Genomic DNA, 23,210 nt, shown 5'->3' with positions numbered 1-23,210 from the left:
CCCCGATCGTCAACGGTTCCCTCTGAAATGGCGAAAACCCGGCGCGGGCCTCGACGATGCTGGTAGAGAAGGCGAAGCGGACTGTGCGCCACGGCGTGTCCAGGCCGCGGCGCGGAACGAGCCTCCCGCCGATCGGGTCTCGTGCTGGGAAGGGCCCTGGACGAATCCGTCCGAGGTTCGCACCGTGAGCAGCGTCGCTGTGAGAACCGCTACAGCGGATCCAGCAAACCCGGCCCGAAGGCCCTGCCAGGGGTGATGTTCCGGTGCTATGGATCTTGGTTGGTCGCTCGGGGTAGGCGCGGGTAGATTGTTCCGGTGATCAGCGAGAAACATCCCGGCTCTGCCGGTCGGTGGGTAGTGGGCGCGGTCGGGCCCATGTAACAAGATCGGCCATCTGGACAGATAGTGCCAGTGAACATTTTTGCCTGATTGATATGAGAACTGAACCCGGGAACGCAGGCGCCACGCTGTGAAAGGTGAGCGTCCTGTCCGGGTGTCGTCGGGGAGCGCTTGCGTGGTGTTCCGGAAGCGAGGTTACGGTTGGACCGGCTGGATTTCGGCGGGAACGGCGAAGCTGGTGGCGAATTCTTCCCGCTGTCGCCCGCTCAGCTGGGCATCTGGTATGCCCAGCACGTCGATCCGCAGGTGCCGATCAATATCGCGCAGTACGTCGACCTGCGCGGTGACCTCGACGTCGCCGCGCTGGAACGTGCCAGCCGCGAGGCCGCGCTGGAGCTCGGCTCGGGCTTCCTGAAGATCGTCGAGCGCGATGGTCAGCCGTTCCAGACCGTCGACCCCGCGCAGGACTCCACCCTGGAGTACATCGACCTGCGCGACGCCGTGGACCCGGAGGCCGCCGCCGCCGAGTGGATGCGCGCCGAGTACAGCCGTCCGCTGAACATCGTCGGTGATCGCCTGATCCGTGCCGCGGCCCTGCGGCTCGAGGATTCCCGCTGGTTCTGGTACTCGCGGGCGCACCACATCGCGCTGGACGGCTTCGGCGCGATGACCTTCCTCACCAGGATCGCGGAGCGCTACACGGCCGCGGTGAACGGCGTCGAGCCGGGCCCGGCGAAGGCCGCCGATCTGAAGTCGCTGCTCGAGTCGGAGTTCGCCTACCGCGACAGCGCCCGCTTCCAGTCGGACAAGGAGCACTGGGCCGAGCGGGTCGCGGGTCTGGAGGAAGGCTCCAGCCTGGCCGGTCGCTCCGCGCCGCCCGCCCCGGTCAACGGGATCTCCAGCGCCGCGCTGTCGGCCGAGCAGGACGCGCTGCTCGCCGAGGCCGTCGCCCGGCACGACAACTCGCCCGCCGGCCTGCTCATCGCCGGTTTCGCGACCTACCTCGCGCAGCTCACCGGCACCGAGGACGTGATCCTCAGCCTCCCGGTGACCGCGCGCACCACCGCGACCATGCGCCGCTCCGGTGGCGTGGTCTCCAACATCGTGCCGTTGCGGTTGCGGGTCGGGCACGACACGACCGTCACCGAGCTGCTGAAGTCGGTGCAGGTCGAGGTGTCCGGCGCGCTGCGCCACCAGCGCTACCGGCACGAGGACATCCGCCGCGACGCGGCGGGCGACGGCATGGTGACCACGGAGTTCTTCGGCCCGTGGGTGAACATCATGCTGTTCGCCAGCGAGATGAACCTCGGCCCGATGGCGGGCCAGCTGAACGTGCTGTCCACCGGCAGCATCGAGGACCTGGGCGTCAACTTCTACCAGTTCGCCGCGGGCACCCGGTCGCACATCGACTTCGAGACCAACCCGAACCTCTACACCGCCGACGAGGCGCGCGCCCATCACGGCCGGTTCCTGGAGTTCTTCGATCGGTTCCTGGCCGCAGGCGCCGAGACGCGGGTCTGGGATCTGCCGGTGACCACCGCCGCGGAGCGCGAGACCACGCTGGTGGAGTGGAACGACGCCGAGCAGGACGTTCCCGACACGACGTTGGCGGCGTTGCTGGATGCGCAGATTCCGCTGACGCCGGACGCCGTCGCCCTCGATTTCGAGGGCCAGACGCTGACCTACGCCGAGTTCGGTGCGCGGGTGAACCGTTTGGCGCGGTTCCTGATCGCCGACGGTGTCGGCCCGGAGTCGCTGGTGGCGCTGGGTATGCGGCGTTCGCTGGAGCTGGTCGTCGGCATGCATGCGGTGCTCAAGGCCGGTGGCGCGTATGTGCCGATCGATCCGGATCATCCGGCCGATCGCACGGCCTACATTCTGGAGTCGGCCGATCCGGTGTGCGTGCTGACGGTGTCGCACGACGAGCTGGAGTTGCCGGAGTCGGTGCGGCGGGTGGAGATCGACACCCTCGATGTGTCGGAGTTCTCCGACGCGCCGGTGACCGATGTGGATCGGCTGGCGCCGCTGCGTCCGGCCAACACCGCTTACGTCATCTACACCTCGGGTTCGACGGGTCGGCCCAAGGGTGTGGCGGTCACCCATCACGCGATCGTCAACCAGCAGCTGTGGATGCTCGACGAGTACCGGCTGACCGCGGACGACGTGTATCTGCAGAAGACCGCGACCACGTTCGACGTGTCGCTGTGGGGCTACTTCCTGCCGTTGATGGTCGGCGCGAAGCTGGTCGTCGCCGCGCCCGACGGGCATCGCGATCCGCTGTACGTGGCGCAGATGATCGAGCGGCACGGCGTGACGGTCACCGACTTCGTGCCCTCGATGCTGACGGTGTTCGTCGCGCACGCCACCGCGGAGCAGTGCGCGACGCTGCGCGCGGTGTTCGTGATCGGTGAGGCGCTGCCGCCGGAGACGGCCGCGGGCTTCCGCGCGATCACCTCCGCCGGTCTGCACAACCTGTACGGCCCCACCGAGGCCGCGGTCTCGGTGACCTACTGGGAGGCCACCGCCGCCGACACGGTGACGGTGCCGATCGGCATCCCGGAGTGGAACGTCGAGGTCTACGTGCTGGATTCGCGGCTGCGTCCGGCCGCGATCGGCGCACCAGGCGAGCTGTACCTGGGCGGACGCCAGCTGGCCCGCGGTTACCGCGGCCGCCCCGACCTGACCTCGGATCGGTTCGTCGCCAACCCGTTCGGTACGAACGGCGAGCGCATGTACCGCACCGGTGACCTGGTGCGGTGGAGTCCCGCGGGGACGTTGGAGTACATCGGTCGTACCGACTTCCAGGTGAAGTTCCGTGGTCAGCGGATCGAGCTGGGTGAGATCGAGACGGTGACGCTGGCTCATCCGGCGGTGAGTCAGTCGGCGGTGTTGGTGGTCGACACCGCGACCGGTCAGCAGTTGGTGGCGTATGTGGTGCCGGGGCCGGGTCTATCGATCGATCCGGTGGAGTTGACGCGTTTCGCGGCCGAGCAGCTGCCGAGCTACATGGTGCCCGCGTCGGTGATGGTGTTGGACGCGTTCCCGCTCAATACTTCCGGCAAGTTGGATCGTAAGGCGTTGCCTGAGCCGGTGTTCGCCGCGGATGCCGGGTATCGGGCGCCGCGGACGCAGGCCGAGCAGATCGTGGCGGGGATCTTCGCCGATGTGCTGAGCAGGCAGCAGATCGGTATCGACGACAACTTCTTCGATCTGGGCGGTAACTCGCTGGTCGCGACGCAGGTGGTGTCGCGGATCGGTGCGGCGTTCGGTACGCAGATCGGTGTGCGGGCGCTGTTCGAGACTCCGACGGTGGCGGGTATCGCCGCGCGCGCGGAGGCCGCGGGTCCGGGTGAGGTATCGCGTCCGCCGTTGGTGGCTCAGCAGCTGCCCGCGCGGGTGCCGTTGTCGTTGGCGCAGCAGCGGATGTGGTTCATCAACCAGTTCGATCCTGCCGCGCCGACCTACAACCTGCCGTTCGTGGTGCGGTTGCGTGGGCATGTCGACGTGTCGGCGCTGAAGGCCGCGCTCAACGATGTGATGGCGCGCCAGGAGTCGCTGCGCACGGTGTTCCCGGAATCCGGTGACGGCGGGTACCAGCAGGTCGTTCCGGACGACGAGATCAATTTGGCGATCTCGGTGCAGGCGATCGACGAGTCCGAGTTGGCGCGTGTGCTCACCGAGTTCGCCAGCCTGGGCTTCGATGTGGCGCGTGAGTTGCCGATCCGGGTGCGGATCTATCAGGTGACCGGCGGGTCGACCAACGGAACGCCCGATCACGCTGTCGCGTTCGTGGTCCATCACATCGCGGCCGACGGTTTCTCCTTCGGTCCGCTCTCGCGCGATGTGGCCAGCGCGTATCTGGCGCGTGCCGCCGGCGAGGCCCCCGCGTGGGCGCCACTGCCGGTGCAGTACCAGGACTACAGCATCTGGCAGCGCGAACTGCTCGGCTCCGAGTCCGATCCCGGCTCGATGGCCGCCCGCCAGATCGCCTACTGGCGACGCCAGCTCGGCGGGCTGCCCGACCAGCTGGACCTGCCCACCGATCGGCCGCGTCCGCCGGTGCAGAGCTTCCGCGGCAGCACGGTGCGTTTCGACATCGACGCCGAATTGCACACCGCCCTCACGAGTTTGGCCCGCGCGCAGGGCGTCAGCCTCTTCATGGTCGTGCACGCCTCGCTCGCGGTGCTGCTCGGTCGCCTGTCGGGTACCAGCGACATCGCGATCGGCACCCCGATCGCGGGCCGTGGCGAGCAGGCGCTCGACGACCTGATCGGCATGTTCGTCAACACCCTTGTGCTGCGCTCCGACGTGGACAGCGGCAGCCAGTTCACCGACTTCCTCACGCGCACAAGGGAAACCGACCTCGCGGCGTTCGCCTACGCCGACGTGCCTTTCGAGCGACTCGTCGAGGTGCTCAACCCGACCCGTTCGCAGGCCAGGCACCCGCTGTTCCAGGTGATGCTCTCCTTCCAGGAGATGGCGCACGGCGCGCTCGAGCTACCCGGTCTGTCGGTGACCGCCACCGAGCTCGAAGTCGACATCGCCAAGTTCGACCTGCAGTGGACCATCACCGAGGAACGCGGCGGCAACGGCGAGCCCGGCGGCATGACCGCGGCGGTGCAGTTCGCCACCGACATGTTCGACGCCGAGACGGTGACCTCGTTCGCCGAACGCTTCGTGCGCATCCTGCGCAGCGTGGTCGACGATCCCGCGGTCGTGGTCGGCGAGATCGACGTGCTCGCCGAGGACGAGCGGCTCGCCGTCTCGCGCGACTGGGTGTTCTCCGGCGCCGACGGCGGCACGGGCCGCTTCGCCGATCCCGACGTCACCCTGGTCGCGCTGTTCGATCAGGCTGTCGCCGCCTACCCGGATCACGTCGCCGCGCGCTTCGGCGCGGAGTCGCTGACCTACGCCGAGCTCGATCGGCGCGCGAATGTGCTGGCGCGCAGGCTGATCGCCGATGGCGCTGGGCCCGAGTCGCTGGTCGCGGTGATCCTGCCGCGCTCGATCGAGCTGGTCGTCGCGCTGCTCGCGGTGGTGAAGACCGGCGCGGGCTACGTGCCGGTGGACCCGACCTACCCGGCGGACCGGATCGCGTACGTGCTGTCGGATTCGCGTCCGACCAGCGTCGTCATCGATTCCTCCGTCGACGTGGCCGTTCCGGACGAATTGCCCACCGTGGTGCTGGACGAATTCGCCTCCGGCGTCACCGATTTCGCGGACACCCCGATCGCCGACGCGGACCGCTCCGCGCCGCTGAACCCCGGCAACGTCGCCTACGTGATCTACACGTCGGGTTCGACGGGTCGTCCGAAGGGTGTGGCGGTCGCGCATCGGAATGTGGTGCGCCTGTTCGCGAATACCGATCGTGATTTCGGTTTCGGTCCCGATGATGTGTGGACGTTGTTCCACTCGTATGCGTTCGACTTCTCGGTGTGGGAGTTGTGGGGTCCGCTGCTGTTCGGCGGGACCGTGGTGGTCGTCGACTACTTCACTTCCCGCTCGCCCGAGCAGTTCCTCGAGCTGCTGCGCGAGGAGCGGGTGACCGTCCTCAACCAGACTCCGTCGGCGTTCTATCAGCTCGCCGAGGCCGACCGCGCCGCGGGACCGGTCGGCCCGCCGCTGTCGCTGCGGTACGTGGTGTTCGGTGGTGAGGCGCTCGAGCTGCGTCGCCTCTCGGATTGGGTTGCCCGCCACGGTGATTCTTCGCCGGTGCTGGTGAACATGTACGGCATCACCGAGACCACGGTGCACGTGTCCTTCCGTGCGCTGGACGCGGAAACCATCGAGGCGGCCTCCGGCAGCATTGTCGGTCGCGCCATCTCCGGGCTCGGCGTCTACGTCCTGGACAACCGGCTCCAGCCGGTCCCGGTCGGCGTCGTCGGCGAAATGTACGTCGCCGGACCGCAGTTGGCGCGCGGCTACCTCGGCCGCCCCGACCTCACCACGACCCGCTTCGTGGCCAACCCGCTCGCCGACGCCGCCACCGCGGGCTCGCGCCTGTACCGCTCCGGCGACCTCGCGCGCTGGAACCGCTTCGGCGAACTCGAATATCTCGGCCGCGCCGACGATCAGGTCAAGGTGCGCGGTTTCCGCATCGAGCTCGGCGAGATCGAAGCCGCCGTCCTCGAACAGCCCGGCATCGCCCAGGCCGCGGTCATCGTGCGCGAGGACCAGCCGGGCGGCCAGCGGATCGTCGCCTACGTCGTCGCCGAACCCGGCGCCGAGCTCGACCTCGACGAGGTCCGCCACGCCGCCTCCGACCGGCTCCCCGCCTACATGGTGCCCTCGGCTTTCATGGCGCTGGACGCGATCCCGCTGACCGTCAACGGCAAGCTGGACCGCCGCGCCCTGCCCGCACCGGTCTTCGAGGTGCGCGAATTCCGCGCTCCGACCACCCCGATCGAGGAGATCGTCGCCCAGGTCTTCGCCGACGTGCTCGACCTGCCCAGGGTCGGCGTCGACGACGACTTCTTCGACCTCGGCGGCAACTCCCTCATCGCCACCCAGGTCGCCTCGCGCGTCGGCATCGCGCTCGACACCCGCGTTCCGGTGCGCATGCTCTTCGAGGCGCCGACCGTCGCCGCGCTCGCCGCCCGCGTGGAATCGCAGGCGGGTGACGGCGCGCGCAAGGCGCTGGTCGCGCGCGAGCGCCCCGACGAGGTGCCGCTGTCGCTGGCGCAGCAGCGCATGTGGTTCCTCAACCGCTTCGACACCTCCTCGGCGGTCAACAACATCCCGGTCGCGATCCGGCTCTCCGGCGAACTCGACGTCGCCGCCCTCCAGGTCGCGGTCATCGACGTCATCGACAGGCACGAGTCGCTGCGCACCGTCTTCCCGGAGACCGACGGCGGCCCGGTGCAGGTGGTTCTCGACGCGGCCCAGATCGTGCCCGACCTCACGCCGTACCGGGTGACCGAGGAGACCCTGCTCGACCACCTCATCGATCTGGCCACCATGGCCTTCGACGTGACCAACGAAGTGCCGCTGCACGCACGGCTTTTCGAGATCAGCGAGACCGAGTACGTACTCGGCATGGTGGTGCACCACATCTCCGCCGACGGCTGGTCGATGGGTCCGCTCTCGCGCGACGTCATCGTCGCGTACGCGGCGCGCACCACCTGGGAGGCGCCGACCTGGGCCGAATTGCCGGTCCAGTACGCCGATTACGCGCTCTGGCAGCGTGAGATCCTCGGCTCGGAGGACGACCCGCGCTCGCTGATCTCCAGCCAGATCAGCTACTGGACTCGCGAGCTCGCCGACCTGCCCGACGAGCTGGTGCTGCCGTCCGATTACCCGCGTCCCGCGGTCGCCTCCTACCAGGGCGGCACCTACGCGTTCGTGATCTCCGGCGAAACCCAGCGCGCCCTGGTCGAATTGGGCCGCCGCTACAACGCCTCGCTGTTCATGGTCATGCACAGCGCCCTCGCCGTGCTGCTGGCGCGGGCCAGCGGCACCTCCGACATCGCCATCGGCACGCCGGTCGCAGGCCGCGGTGAGGCCGCGCTGGACGACCTGATCGGCATGTTCGTCAACACCCTGGTGCTGCGCACCGAGGTGGACGGCGCGGGCACCTTCGCCGAGCTGCTCGACCACGCCAGGGACACCGACCTGCAGGCGTTCGCCCACTCCGACGTGCCGTTCGAGCGGCTCGTCGAGGTGCTCAACCCGGCCCGCTCGCAGGCGCGCCACCCGCTGTTCCAGGTGATGCTGGCCTTCCAGAACACCAAGCAGGCCACCCTGCAGCTGCCCGGCCTTTCGGTGCACGGCGTGGACTACGACGCCCGCCTGGCCAAGTTCGACCTGCAGCTGACCCTGCAGGAGACCCAGGACGAGCAGGGCGAGGCCGCGGGCATGGCGGCCGAGTTCTCCTATGCTCTCGACCTTTTCGACGAGTCGACGGTGGCCGGTTTCGCGCGCCGCCTCGATCGCGTCCTCGCGGCCGTCATCGCCGATCCGAACGTGCCGATCGGCGACATCGATCTGCTCGCGCCCGAAGAGCACGCGCAGGTCCTGGTCGACTGGAACGACACCGCCCACGCGGTGCCCGCGGAGACGCTGATCTCGCTGTTCGACACGCAGGCGGCGGCGAGCCCGGACGCCATGGCGCTGGCCTACGAGGACGAACAGCTCACCTACCGCGAGCTCCACGAGCGCGCCAACCGCATCGCCAGGGAGCTGATCGCCTCCGGCGTCGGCCCGGAATCGCTGGTGGCGCTTGCCATGCGGCGTTCGACGGAGCTGGTCGTCGCGATGTACGCGGTGCTCCAGACGGGCGCCGCCTACGTGCCGCTCGATCCCGATCAGCCCGCCGACCGCATCGGCCACATCCTCGACACCGCGCGGCCCAGTCTGCTGCTGACCACCCGCCGCGACGGGTTCGTCACCGACGACGCGGTCACCGTGCTGTACGTCGAGGACCTGCCGAGCTCCGCGCAGACCAGCGGCGCGCCGATCGCCGACGCCGAACGGTCGCGCCCGCTGCGGCCGGGGAACACCGCCTACGTCATCTTCACCTCCGGTTCGACCGGTCGGCCGAAGGGTGTGGCGGTCAGCCATGCCGCGATCGTGAACCGCCTGCTGTGGATGCAGCACGAGTACCCGATCGGCGCCGACGACGCCGTGTTGCAGAAGACGCCCGCCACGTTCGACGTGTCGGTGTGGGAGTTCTTCTGGCCCTTGCAGACCGGCGCCCGGCTGGTCGTCGCGAAGCCGGACGGCCACCGCGATCCGGTGTACCTCGCGCAGATCATCGCCGAACAAGGCATCACCACGGCGCATTTCGTGCCGTCGATGCTGTCGGTGTTCGTCTCGACGCTGGGCAACGCGACACCGGGCGAGGAGAACGGCGACACCGCCGCCCTGCCCGACTCGCGCCTGCGCCAGGTGTTCGCCTCGGGCGAGGCATTGCCCGCGCCGACCGCGCAGCGGTTGCGTGAGCTGACCGGTGCGCGTCTGCACAACCTCTACGGCCCGACCGAGGCCGCGGTCGACGTCACCTACCACGAGGTCGTCGACACCGACGAGGTATCGGTGCCGATCGGCCGTCCGGTGTGGAACACCAGGGTGTTCGTGCTGGACGCGCGCCTGCACCCGGTCGCGCCGGGTGTCGCGGGCGAGCTGTACCTGGCGGGCGATCAGCTGGCGCTGGGCTACCTGGGTCGCAGCGATCTGACCTCGGATCGTTTCGTCGCCAACCCCTACGGTGTGGCCGGTTCGCGGATGTACCGGACCGGTGACTTGGTCACCTGGACCAAGCACGGTGAGCTGGAGTACTTGGGCCGCACCGACTTCCAGGTGAAGTTGCGTGGTCTGCGCATCGAGCTGGGCGAGATCGAGGCGGCGCTGCTCGCGCAGCCCGGTGTCGCACAGTCGGTGGTCGTGGTGCGCTCGGACGCGCACGCGGGCGATCAGCTGGTGGGTTACGTTGTCGCCGAAGCGGATTCCCTAGTCGATCCGACGATGGTGAAGGCGGGCCTCGCCGCGTCCCTGCCCGGGTACATGGTGCCCGCGGCGCTGGTCGTGCTGGACGCCTTCCCGGTCAACGCCTCCGGCAAGCTGGACCGCAAGGCGCTGCCCTCGCCGGTCTTCGAGGCCAAGAGCTTCCGCGCGCCGTCCACGCCGATCGAGGAGATCGTCGCGGACATCTTCGCCGATCTGCTCGGCGTCACCCGTGTCGGCGTCGACGACGACTTCTTCGAGCTCGGCGGCAACTCGCTGGTCGCCACTCAGGTCGCGGCGCGGCTGAGCAAGGCGCTGGACGCCGAGGTCGGCGTGCGCACGCTCTTCGAGGCGCCCACCGTCGGCGCGCTGGCCGCCCGCGTCGAATCGCACGCGGGTACCGGTGTGCGCCAGGCGCTGAGCGCCCGCACCCGGCCGGAGTATCCGCCGCTGTCGCTCGCTCAGCAGCGCATGTGGTTCCTCAACCGCTTCGACCTCGGCACCGAGCCGGGCGCGGCGGCGGGCACCTACAACATCCCGGCCGCCGTCCGGCTGCGGGGTCTGCTGGATCTGAGCGCGCTGCGCGGTGCGCTCAGCGACGTGATCGCGCGGCACGAGTCGCTGCGCACCGTGTACCCGTCGCAGGAAGGCGTCCCGTACCAGCGGGTGCTGCCGTCCATTCACGCCATTCCGGAACTGGACGTCGTCGAGGTCGACGAGACCGAAACGTACGGCGCGCTCTACGAATTCGTGAACCGCGGCTTCGATGTCACCGCCGAACCGCCGGTGCGACTGCGCATCTACGAAGTGGGCGAGCGCGACTACGTGCTCGCGGTGGTGGTGCACCACATCGCCGCCGACGGCTTCTCCATGCGGCCGCTGGTGCGCGACCTGATGACCGCCTACGTGGCGCGTACTTCGAACTCCGAGCCCGGCTGGCCGCCGCTGGCCGTCCAGTACATCGATTTCGCGCTCTGGCAGCGCGAAACCCTCGGCGACGAGGACGATCCCACCTCGCTCATCTCCGAGCAGCTCGACTACTGGCGCGAGGCGCTGGCCGATCTGCCCGACGAGCTGCGCCTGCCCGGCAAGCCGCGCCCGACCGTGGCCTCCTACCAGGCGGGCACACACCGCTTCCGGGTGCCGGGCGAGCTGATCGACGAGCTGAACCGCGTCGCGCACGCGAACGGCACCACGCTGTTCATGGTGGTGCACAGCGCCTTCGCGACGCTGCTGTCGCGCCTGTCCGGCGCCGACGACATCGCCATCGGCATCCCGGTGGCGGGCCGTGGCGAGCAGGCGCTCGACGACCTCGTCGGCATGTTCGTCAACACCCTGGTGCTGCGCACCCAGATCGACACCGCCGCGTCGTTCACCGATCTGCTCGCCCAGGTCCGGGAACGCGACCTGCAAGCCTTCGCGCACGCGGACGTGCCGTTCGAGCGGCTGGTCGAGGTGCTCAACCCGGCCCGCTCGCAGGCGCGGCACCCGCTGTTCCAGGTGATGCTCTCGTTCCAGAACATGGGCCGCACGTCGCTGGAGCTGCCCGGTCTGACGGTGTCCGAACTCGGCATCGATCAGCCGACGGCCAAGTTCGACATGCAGCTCACGCTGAGCGAGGTGCCGGACGGCGCGTCCGAGATGGACGCCGAACTCGTCTACGCCACCGACCTTTTCGACGCCGCCTTCGCGGGCGCTTTCGGCGCCAGGTTCCTGCGCGTGCTGCGCGGGATCGCCGCGGCGCCGTCGACCGTGATCGGTGACATCGAGCTGCTCGACGCCGCCGAGCGCGCGCTGGTGCTGAAGCAGTGGAACGACACCGAATTCGCGGTGGACGCGGCCCTCGCCTCGCCCGTCGGCGACGACGACGCCGCGACGCTGGTCGCGCTGTTCGAGGCGCAGGTCGCGCGCACCCCGGACGCGATCGCGCTCACCTTCGAGGGGACGAGTCTGTCCTACGCCGAGTTCGCGAGCCGGGTGCACCGCCTGGCGCGCTGGCTCAAGCAGAACGGCGTCGGCCCGGAATCGTATGTGGCCCTCGGCATGCGCCGCTCGCTGGACCTGCTGGTCGGCATGTACGCGGTCTCCGCCGCTGGTGGCGCGTACGTGCCGCTCGACCCGGACAACCCGGCCGAGCGCATCGAGCACATCCTCGACACCGCGGGCCCAGTCTGCGTGCTGACCTCCGGCGCGGATCTCGACGTAGCGCTGGCACGCCAGGTGCGCATCGACGAGCTCGACCTGTCCGGGTACTCCGACGAGCCGCTCACCGACGCGGACCGGCACCGGCCGCTGCGCACCGGTAACACCGCGTACGTGATCTTCACGTCGGGTTCCACCGGCCGCCCGAAGGGCGTGGCGGTCTCGCACGCCGCGATCATCAACCGCCTGGTGTGGGGCCACGCGCAGTACGGCCTCGCCGCCGACGACGTGGTCTTGCAGAAGACCCCCGCGACGTTCGACGTGTCGGTGTGGGAGTTCTTCTGGCCCTTGCAGGTCGGCGCCCGCCTGGTGATCGCCAAGCCGGACGGCCACCGCGACCCGGCCTACCTGGCTCAGCTCATCATCGACGAGCAGATCACCACGGCGCACTTCGTGCCGTCGATGATGTCGCTGTTCGTCGTGGAGCCGCGCGCGGCCGAATGCACCGGCCTGCGCAACGTTTTCGCCTCCGGTGAAGGCCTGCCCGCGGTCACCGCGCAGCGCCTGCGCGAGCTGACCGGCGCGCGCCTGCACAACCTGTACGGCCCCACCGAAGCGGGCGTCGAGGTGACCTTCCACGAGGTCACCGACGCCGACACTGTCACCGTGCCGATCGGCGCGCCGGTGTTCAACACCCAGGTGTACGTGCTGGATTCGCGTCTGCGGCCGGTGCCCGTCGGCGTTCCGGGCGAGTTGTACCTGGCGGGCGCGCAGCTGGCCTACGGCTACGTCACCCGTCCGGATCTGACCACCGAACGCTTCATCGCCGACCCGTTCGGCCACGGCGTGCGCATGTACCGCACCGGCGACCTGGTGGCCTGGACGCCCGCCGGTGAGCTGGAGTACCTGGGCCGCACCGACTTCCAGGTGAAGCTGCGTGGTCTGCGCATCGAGCTCGGCGAGATCGAGGGTGCGCTGACCGGGCTGGACGAGGTCTCGCAGTCGGTGGTCGTGGTGCGCACCGACGAGCGCACCGGCGATCAGCTGGTGGCCTACCTCATCGCGCGGCCGGGCACGGCCATCGATATCGAGCGGGTCAAGTCCGCGCTCGCCACGCAGCTGCCCGCCTACATGGTGCCCGCGGCCTTCGTGGTGCTCGACGCGTTCCCGCTGAACACCTCGGGCAAGCTGGACCGCAAGGCGCTGCCGGAGCCGACGTTCGAGGCGAAGGTCTTCCAGGCGCCGGTCACCCCGGTGCAGCAGATCGTGGCCAGCGCGTTCGCCGACGTGCTCGGCATCGAGCGGGTCGGCCTGGACGACGACTTCTTCGCTCTCGGCGGCAACTCGCTGGTCGCCACCCAGGTGGCGGCCAGGCTCGGCGAGGCGCTGGACACCCAGATCCCGCTGCGCACCCTGTTCGAGGCCTCCACGGTCGCCGCGCTGGCCGCCAAGGTGGAGTCGGCCACGGGCTCGGGCGGCAAGGCGCCGCTGGTCGCGCAGCCGCGACCCGAGCTGGTGCCGCTCTCGCTTGCGCAGCAGCGGATGTGGTTCCTCAACCGCTTCGACAACCGCACCGCGGTGAACAACATCCCGGTCGCCATCCGGTTGACCGGCACGCTCGACGCGGTCGCGTTGCAGGCCGCGATCCGCGACGTGATCGCGCGCCACGAGGCGCTGCGCACCGTCTACCCGGAGGTGGAGGGCGAGGGCTACCAGCGCGTCCTGTCCGCCGACGAGGTGCGCTTCGATCTGACGACGGAGTGGGTGCCGAGCACCGAACTGCCTTCGCGCATCGTCGAACTGGCGAGCGTGCACTTCGACGTGACCAGCGAGATCCCGTTCCGGGCCGACCTGCTGACGGTCGACGAACGCAGTCACGTCGTGGTGCTCGTCATGCACCACATCAGTGCCGACGGCTTCTCGCTGCGTCCGCTGCTGCGCGACGTGGTGGTGGCCTACACCGAGCGCGCCGGCGGGGAAGCCCCCGGCTGGGCGCCGCTCGACGTGCAGTACGCCGACTACGCGCTGTGGCAGCGTGCGGTGCTCGGCTCCGAGGACGATGCGGAGTCGGTGGCGGCCAAGCAGATCGGCTACTGGTCCGAGCAGTTGCGGGATCTGCCGGATCAGATCGAGTTGCCCGCGGATCGGCCGCGTCCGGAGGTCGCGTCGAACGTTGGTGGGCTGCACGCGTTCTCGGTGGACTCGCAGCTGCATCGCGCGCTCGGGGAGGTGGCGCGCGCGCACGGCGTGACGGTGTTCATGGTCGTGCACGCGGCGTTGGCGACGTGGGCGGCGCGGTTGTCCAACAGCACCGATATCGCGATCGGCACGCCGATCGCGGGTCGTGGCGAGCGTGCGCTCGACGATCTGGTGGGCATGTTCGTCAACACGCTGGTGTTGCGCAACGAGGTCGATCTGGGCGGTAAGTTCAGCGATCTGCTCGAGCAGGTCCGGCGCACGGACCTGGCGGCGTTCGCGAACGCGGATGTGCCGTTCGAGCGTTTGGTGGATGTACTGAGTCCGGCGCGTTCGCAGGCGCATCATCCGCTGTTCCAGGTGGGATTGACCTTCGAGGCGGCCTCGGCCGCCGACATGGGCACTGTCGCGTTGCCCGGGTTGGATCTGGATGTCGTCGAGTTCGACGCGGGGACGTCGAAGTTCGATGTGCAGCTGACCGTGGGCGAGGCCCGTGACGGTGGGCTGGCGTTGTCGTGGAACTACGCGAGCGAGCTGTTCGACCCGGAGACGGTGTCCTCGTTCGCCGATCGGTTGGTGCGGATTCTGCGCGCGGTGGCCGAGGATCCGGCGGCGGTCGTCGGCGATATCGATCTGCTGGGTGAGGCCGAGCGGCTGGATGTCTCGCAGCGCTGGGTGTCGGCGGGCGCGGACGCCGGTGTGGGCCGGTTCGCCGAGGTCGGGGTGACGCTGGTCGAGCTGTTCGATGAGATGGTCACCGCGCATCCGCATCGGATCGCGGCGCGTTTCGGTGCGGACTCGCTGAGTTACGCGGAGCTGGATCGGCGCGCGAATGTGTTGGCGCGCAGGTTGATCGCCGATGGCGCTGGGCCGGAGTCGCTGGTCGCGGTGATCCTGCCGCGCTCGTTGGATCTGGTGGTGGCGCTGCTGGCGGTGGTGAAGACCGGCGCGGGTTATGTGCCGGTGGATCCGACCTATCCGGCGGACCGGATCGCGTATGTGCTGTCGGATTCGCGTCCGACCAGCGTGGTCCTGGACTCCACGGTCGAGGTCGAGATCCCGGCGGGCCTGCCCTCGGTGGTGCTCGACGGGTTCGCGGTGGAGACCGGCAATGTGGTCGACGCCGACGACGCGCCCATCACCGACGCCGATCGCCGCGCCGCGCTGACCCCGGACCATGTCGCCTACGTGATCTACACGTCGGGTTCGACGGGTCGTCCGAAGGGTGTGGCGGTCGCGCATCGGAATGTGGTGCGGTTGTTCGCGAATACCGATCGTGATTTCGGTTTCGGTCCCGATGATGTGTGGACGTTGTTCCACTCGTATGCGTTCGACTTCTCGGTGTGGGAGTTGTGGGGTCCGCTGCTGTTCGGCGGGACGGTCGTGGTGGTGGACTACTTCACCTCGCGTTCCCCGGAGCAGTTCCTGGAACTGCTGCGCGACGAGCGCGTGACGGTGCTGAACCAGACCCCGTCGGCGTTCTACCAACTGGCCGAAGCCGACCGCAATGCTGCCGCGGACGCCGCGCCGCTGTCGCTGCGGTACGTCGTATTCGGTGGTGAGGCACTCGAGCTGCGTCGCCTCTCGGATTGGGTTGCCCGCCACGGCGCTCCGTTGGATGGCCGCTCCGCAAGCTCCTCGGCTGGCGCTCCGGTGCTGGTGAACATGTACGGCATCACCGAGACCACGGTGCACGTGTCCTTCCGTGCCCTGGACGCGGCGACGATCGAGGCGGCCTCCGGCAGCATCGTGGGTCGCGCGATCGCGGGCCTGAACGTATACGTGCTCGACAACCGGCTGCGCCCCGTGCCGGTCGGTGTCGCGGGCGAAATGTATGTCGCGGGACCGCAGTTGGCGCGTGGCTACCTCGGCCGTCCCGACCTGACGGCCGCGCGTTTCGTGGCCAACCCGCTGGCGACCCCGGATGGTTCGGGCTCGCGCCTGTACCGCTCCGGCGACCTGGCGCGCTGGAACCGCTTCGGTGAGCTGGAGTACCTGGGCCGCGCCGACGATCAGGTCAAGGTGCGTGGTTTCCGTATCGAGCTCGGCGAGATCGAAGCCGCGGTGCTCGCTCAGCCGGGCATCGCCCAGGCCGCGGTCATCGTGCGCGAGGACCAGCCGGGCGATCAGCGGATCGTGGCCTACGTCGTCGCCGAACCCGAGGTGGTTCCCGACCTGGACGTGGTGCGTTCCGGTGCGGCCGAGCGGCTGCCCTCCTACATGGTGCCCTCGGCGTTGGTGCGCCTGGAATGGATCCCGCTGACCGTCAACGGCAAGCTGGACCGTCGCGCGCTGCCCGCGCCTGCCGCCCAGGCCAGGGCGTTCCGCGCCCCGGTGACGCCGGTGCAGGAGACGGTGGCCGCGGTGTTCGCCGAGGTGCTCGACCTGCCCCGCGTCGGCGTCGACGACGACTTCTTCGACCTCGGCGGAAACTCGCTGATCGCCACCAGGGTGGTGTCCAGGATCGGCGCGGCGCTCGGTACCTCGGTGCCGGTGCGCACGCTGTTCGAGGCGTCCACCGTGGAAGCCCTTGCCGCGCGGGTGGAATCGCACACCGGCGGCGACGGCCGCTCCCCGCTGGTGGCGCGCAAGCGTGCCGCGAGCGAACTGGTGCCGCTGTCCTACGCGCAGCAGCGCATGTGGTTCCTGAACAAGTACGACACCTCCTCGGCCGCCTACAACCTGCCGATCGCGATCCGGATGTCCGGCGCGCTCGACATCGAGGCGCTGCGGCTCGCGGTGGCCGACGTGGTGCGCAGGCACGAATCGCTGCGCACCCGCTACCCCGAGCACGGCGGCACGCCGGTGCAGGTCATCGTTCCCGCCGAGGAGATCGCGCTCGATCTGCATCCGGTCGCGGTGCCGCCCGCCGAGCTGATCGCCGCGGTGACCGAGTTCGTCACCGCGGGATTCGATGTGGCCGAACAGGTTCCGCTGCGCACCAGGCTGTACGCCGCGGGACCGGACGAGCACGTGCTCGTCGTGGTCGTGCACCACATCGCCGCCGACGGCTTCTCCATGGGTCCGCTGACCCGCGACGTCATGCTGGCCTACACGGCGCGCACCCAGGACAGCGCGCCCGGCTGGTCGCCGCTCGCGGTGCAGTACGCCGACTTCGCGGTCTGGCAGCGCGAGGTCCTCGGTGCCGAAGACGACGCCGACTCGCTGCTCGCGCGTCAGGTGGCCTACTGGCGGCGCGCACTGGACGGCGTGCCGGACGAACTGGCGCTGCCGACCGACCACCCGCGCCCCGCGATCGCCTCGCACCGCGGCGCGACGCTGCACCACCAGCTGCCCGGCGAGCTGATCGCCGCGCTCGACGAGATCGCCCGCGGCAGCGGCGCTTCGCTGTTCATGGTCATGCACAGCGCGCTGGCCGTGCTGCTGGCGCGACTGTCCGGCGGCGACGACATCGCGGTCGGCACGCCGATAGCTGGCCGTGGCGAGCAGGCGCTCGACGACCTAGTCGGCATGTTCGTCAACACCCTGGTGCTGCGCACCGGCATCGACAACGGCGAGTCCTTCACCGACCTGCTGGACCGGGTGCGGGCGACCGATCTGGACGCCTTCGGCAATGCCGATGTGCCGTTCGAGCGCCTGGTGGAACTGCTCGCGCCGGAGCGGTCGCAGGCGCGCAACCCGCTGTTCCAGGTGATGCTCGCATTCCAGAACCTGGATCGCACTGCGCTGGAACTGCCGGGCCTCTCGGTGTCCGCACTGGACCTCGAGGAGAACGTCGCTCGTTTCGACCTGCAGTTCACGCTGTCGGAAACCGGTTCCACCGGCATGACGCTGGCGCTCACCTACGCCACCGAGTTGTTCGACGCCGAGTCGGTGGCGCTGCTCGCGCAGCGTTTCGAGCGGCTGCTCGCGGCCGTTGTCGCGACGCCCGATCGCGCTGTCGGTGATATCGCGCTGCTGGACGAGGTCGAGGTCGAGCGGGCACTGCGCGGCTGGAATGACACCGCGCGGGGGATCGGTTCGGCGGCAACGCTGGTCGAGCTGTTCGCGGCGCAATCGCAGGCTACGCCTGATTCGGTGGCGATTGTCGATTCGGCCGACGGTAGTTCGCTGACCTATGCGGAGTTCGGTGCTCGCGTGCATCGGTTGGCGCGCAGGCTGATCGAGGCCGGTGTCGGTCCAGAAAGCCTTGTCGCGCTTGGTTTGCGGCGTTCGGTCGACTTCGTTATCGCCGCGTACGCGGTGCATGAGGCCGGTGGTGGTTATGTGCCGCTGGATCTGGATCAGCCTGCCGAGCGGGTAAACTATGTCCTCGAGTCGGCGGCACCGGTCTGTGTGCTGACGACCGCGCGCGATGGCTTCGATGGTGTGGAGCTGCCAACGCTGTCGATCGACGAGCTGGATTTGTCCGGCTACTCCGCCGAGCCGGTCTCGGCTGCTGAGCGGATCGCGCCGTTGCGTCCGTCGAACCCGGCGTATGTCATCTTCACCTCTGGTTCCACCGGTCGCCCTAAGGGGGTGGCGGTGCCGCATTCGGCGGTGGTGAATCAGATTCGCTGGATCACCGGTGAATATGGCATCGATGCCGAAGATGTGGTGCTGTTCAAGACCCCCGCGACATTCGATGTGTCGGTGTGGGAGTTGTTCGGTCCGCTGTCCACCGGTGGCCGCATGGTGGTCGCCAGCCCGGATGGCCATCGTGATCCGCAGTATCTGGCGGATGTGATCGCGGCGGAGCGGGTCACCATGACCTCGTTCGTGCCGTCCATGCTGACCGTGTTCGCGGGTTACGTCGATACCGCGGGTCTCAGCGCCGAACTGGGTTCGTTGCGCCTGCTGTTCATCGCCGGTGAGGCGTTCACCTCGGATGCGGTTCGAGCGATCCGCAAGGTGTCCGAGGCGGAGCTGTATAACCTGTACGGCCCCACTGAATTCACTGTGCACGCCACCCACGGCCCGGTCGCGTCCGCGGTCGTGGGCGCGGTGCCGATCGGTCTGCCGGTGTGGAATGCCCAGGCGTACGTACTTGATTCGCGCCTGCATCCGGTCGCACCGGGTGTTGCGGGTGAGCTCTATCTTGCGGGCGCTCAGCTGGCGCGTGGTTACTTCGGTCGTACGGATTTGACCGCGGACCGCTTTGTGGCCAACCCATTCGGTACAGGGGAGCGCATGTACCGCACGGGTGACCTGGTGGCCCGGGATGCCGATGGTGCGATCGTCTACATCGGCCGCACCGACTTCCAGGTGAAGTTGCGCGGCCTGCGTATCGAGCTCGGTGAGATCGAAACCGCCCTGACCGCATTCGATTCGGTTTTCCAGGCGGTCGTGCTGGTCCGCTCGGACGCGCGCACCGGCGATCAGCTCGTCGGCTATGTGGTGCCCGCCAACGGCACCGCCGTCGATCTCGGCGATCTGCGCACCCGTTTGGCCGCGCACCTTCCGTCGTACATGGTGCCGTCGGCCATCGTGGAGCTCGACGCCATGCCGCTCAACCCGAACGGCAAGCTGGACCGTAAGGCGCTGCCGGAGCCGGTGTTCGCGACCGAGGTCGTGTTCCGCGCCGCCCGCACGCCGGTCGAGCAGATCATCGCCGAGGTGTTCGCCGAGGTGCTCGGCGTGCAGCGGGTCGGCGTCGACGACTCCTTCTTCGCGCTCGGCGGCGACAGCATAGTCTCGATTCAGCTCGTCTCGCGCGCCAGGGCGCGCGGCGTGGTGTTCACGCCGCGGCACGTGTTCGAGCAGAAGACCGTCGCGGGCCTGGCCGCGGTGGCCGAGACCGCCGACGCGGCGGCCCCCGCCGTCGCCGCGCTGGCCGAATTGCCCGGCGGCGGTGTCGGTTCCATGCCGCTCACCCCGGTGGTGCGATTCATGGCCGAGCGTGACGGCTCCTTCGGCCGGTTCAACCAGACCCTGGCGCTGGAGCTGCCGCTCGGCATCGACCGCGCCGGCATCGCGACGACCGTCGGCGCGGTGATCGACCGGCACGACATGTTGCGTTCGCGGCTCTACCGCGACGGCGACGACTGGGTGGTGCGTACCGCCGAGCCCGGCGCCGTCGATGTGGACGCGTTGATCGAGCGGGTCGAGTTCCCGGCTGCGGCCACCGACGACGAGCTGCTCGACATCGCCTCCGCCGCACTGGATTCCGCGCTGGACCGGCTTGACCCCGCGGCCGGTGTGGTGGTGCGGTTCGTGTGGCTGGACCCCGCCGGCGGCGGCCGGATGGGCCGTCTGATCGTGGTCGCCCACCACCTGGTGGTGGACGGCGTCTCCTGGCGCATCCTGGTGCCCGACTTCGTCGCGGCATGGGGCCAGCTGACCGCCGGGCAGCAGCCCGCGCTGGTGGCTCCGGCGACCTCGATGCGGGCCTGGGCGAACGCGCTGGAGCGCGAGGCCGAGAGCCCGGCCCGGGTGGCCGAACTCGACTACTGGCGCGCGGTGACCGACACGCCCGATCCGCTGCTGACCGAGCGTCCGATGGACCCCGCGGTGGACGTCTCCGGCGCGATCGAGAAGGTTCAGGTCGAAATCTCCGCCGAGGTCACCAGGGCGCTGCTCACCACGGTGCCCGCGCTGTTCCACGGCGGCGTGAACGACGGCCTGCTCACCGCGCTCGCGCTGGCGACCGCGAAGTGGCGGTCGATCCGGGCAGGCGCGCGCACCGACGACGCGCTGCTGATCCGCCTGGAAGGCCACGGCCGCGAGGAAGACGTCGTCCCCGGCGCCGACCTCTCCCGGACGGTCGGCTGGTTCACCGCCATCTTCCCGGTGCGGCTCGACCTCACCGGCGTAGACGTGGACGGCGCCCTCGCAGGCGGCCCCGAGCTGTCCAAGGCCGTGAAGGCGGTCAAGGAGCAGCTGCTCGCGGTGCCGGACAAGGGCATCGGCTACGGCCTGCTGCGCTACCTCAACCCGCGCACCGCCGCCGAGCTGCCCGCGCAGCTGCCGGGCCAGGTGAGCTTCAACTACCTGGGCCGCGTCTCCGACACCGATGTGCCCGAGGCGCTGCGCGGCTTCGGCTGGACCCCGGCGCCGGAACTCGGCGCGCTCGGCGGCGCCTATGACGCCGACATGCCGGCCATGGCCCCGCTCGACGTCAACGCGATCGTGGTGGGCGACAAGCTGACCGCGAACATCGGCTTCCCCGCCACCCTGCTCGCCGCCGCCGAGGTGCGCGAGTTCGCCGAGCTGTGGACCTCCGCGCTGGAAGCGGTCGCCAGGCACGCGAATTCGACCGGAGCGGGCGGGCACACGCCGTCCGACTTCGCCCTGGTGCGCGCGAGCCAGCGCGACATCGAGGTCTGGGAGCGGCGCTTCCCCGCGCTGGCCGACGTGTGGCCGCTGTCCGCGCTGCAGGCGGGTCTGCTCTTCCACGCTCGCCTCGCCGCGAGCTCGGTGGACGTCTACACCGCGCAGGCGGTGCTCACCCTCACCGGCCGGGTCGACGCGGCCCGGCTGCGGGCCGCCGCGCAGGCGCTGGTGGACCGCTACGAGAACCTGCGCACCGCGTTCGTCAGCGACAACGACGGCAACCCCGTCCAGGTGGTGCTCGACAGCGTGCGGGTCGCGTGGGCCGAGCACGATCGGACGGCGACCGGTTCGGCCGCCGACCTGATCGAGGCCGACCGCATGCGCCGGTTCGACCTGGACGCGCCGCCGCTGATCCGCTTCACGCTGATCCAGGTGGAGGACCACCGCTGGCAGTTCGTGGTGTCCAACCACCACATCCTGCTCGACGGCTGGTCGATGCCGCTGCTCATGCGCGACCTGATCGTGCTCTACGCGGTGCACGCCGACACCACCGCGCTGCCTGCCGTGCGCTCCTACCGCCACTTCCTGGATTGGACCGCGCGCCAGGATCATTCGGCCTCGCTGGCCGCGTGGTCGACGGCGCTGCGCGGGGTGAGCGAGCCGACGCTGCTCGCGCGCCCCGACGCGGGTCGCGAGATCACCGCGCTCTCCGGCGAGTACCTGTTCGACCTCGACGAGGCGGCGACCGCGCGGCTCACCGCGCTGGCGAGCTCGCTCGGCGTCACCCCGAACACGGTGCTCCAGGTGGCCTGGGGCATCCTGGTCGGCCGCGTGACCGGCGCCGAGGACGTGCTGTTCGGCACCACCGTCTCCGGCCGTCCGGCGCAGCTGTCCGGCGTGGAATCCATGGTGGGTCTGTTCATCAACACCGTGCCGGTGCGGGTGCGCTTCGATCCCGCGGAGTCCGCTCGCGACCTGCTGGTCCGCACCCAGGGTGAGCAGGCCGACCTGCTCGACCACCACTACATCGGGCTGGCCGACATCCAGTCCGCCGCGGGCGTCGGCGCGCTGTTCGACACCCTCGTGGTGTTCGAGTCGTACCCGGTGGACGCCGAGGGCATCCGTGCCCAAGCCGCCGACATCGACGGCATGGCGGTGGCCGACCTGGAGGCCGCCGACGCCACGCACTACCCGCTGACGCTGATCGCCCAGCTGGATTCGCGTCTGCGCATCCGCGCCGGCTACCTGCGCGACCTGTTCGACGAGCCGACCGTGCGCCGCATCGCCGACCGCCTGGTCCGGGTGCTCGCCGCCGTCACCGCCGATCCCGGTGTGGCCGTCGGCGACATCGAGCTGCTCGACACCGCGGAGCGTGAGCTCGTGGTGTCCGGCTGGAACGAGACCGCGCACGAGGTCGACGCGACGGCGACGCTGGTGTCGAAGTTCGAGGCGCAGCTGGCGAAGACGGCCGCGGCGACCGCGCTGACCTTCGAGGGGACAACTCTGTCCTACGACGAGTTCGCGGGACGGGTGTATCGCCTGGCGCGCTGGCTCATCGAACGCGGCGTCGGCCCGGAGTCCTCGGTGGCCCTCGGCATGCGGCGCTCGATCGACCTGGTGGTCGGCATGTACGCCGTCACCGTCGCGGGCGGTGCGTACGTGCCGCTGGATCCGGATCACCCGGCCGAGCGCACGGAATACATTCTCGCCACGGCCGATCCGGTGTGTGTGCTGACCTCGGGCAGCGACCTGGAGATCGACACCGCGCAGGTGCGCATCGATCTGCTCGACCTGTCCGGTGTGTCCGAGGCGCCGGTGACCGACGCCGAGCGGCGCGCCCCGCTGCGTCCGTCGAACACCGCGTACGTGATCTTCACGTC

The 23,210-nt window shown here is 69.6% G+C and carries 1 protein-coding gene (cut by a window edge); it reads left to right on the top strand.

All coding sequences use genetic code 11. The features are described 5' to 3' along the window. Positions 1 to 540: 540 nt before the first annotated feature. Positions 541 to 23,210: the 5' portion of a non-ribosomal peptide synthase/polyketide synthase gene (locus tag ACRWNM_RS08285; RefSeq protein WP_431965147.1), read on the top strand. 14,611 nt of this gene lie beyond the right edge of the window; 22,670 of the gene's 37,281 nt are visible here — the first part of the coding sequence; its start codon is at positions 541 to 543; its stop codon lies beyond the right edge, outside the window.

This window comes from Nocardia sp. bgisy134 (genome assembly GCF_965341865.1).
In the GTDB taxonomy this organism is placed as follows: domain Bacteria; phylum Actinomycetota; class Actinomycetes; order Mycobacteriales; family Mycobacteriaceae; genus Nocardia.
The sequence above is the reverse complement of the archived record's forward strand: the minus strand, read 5'-3'. Positions and strand labels throughout refer to the sequence as shown.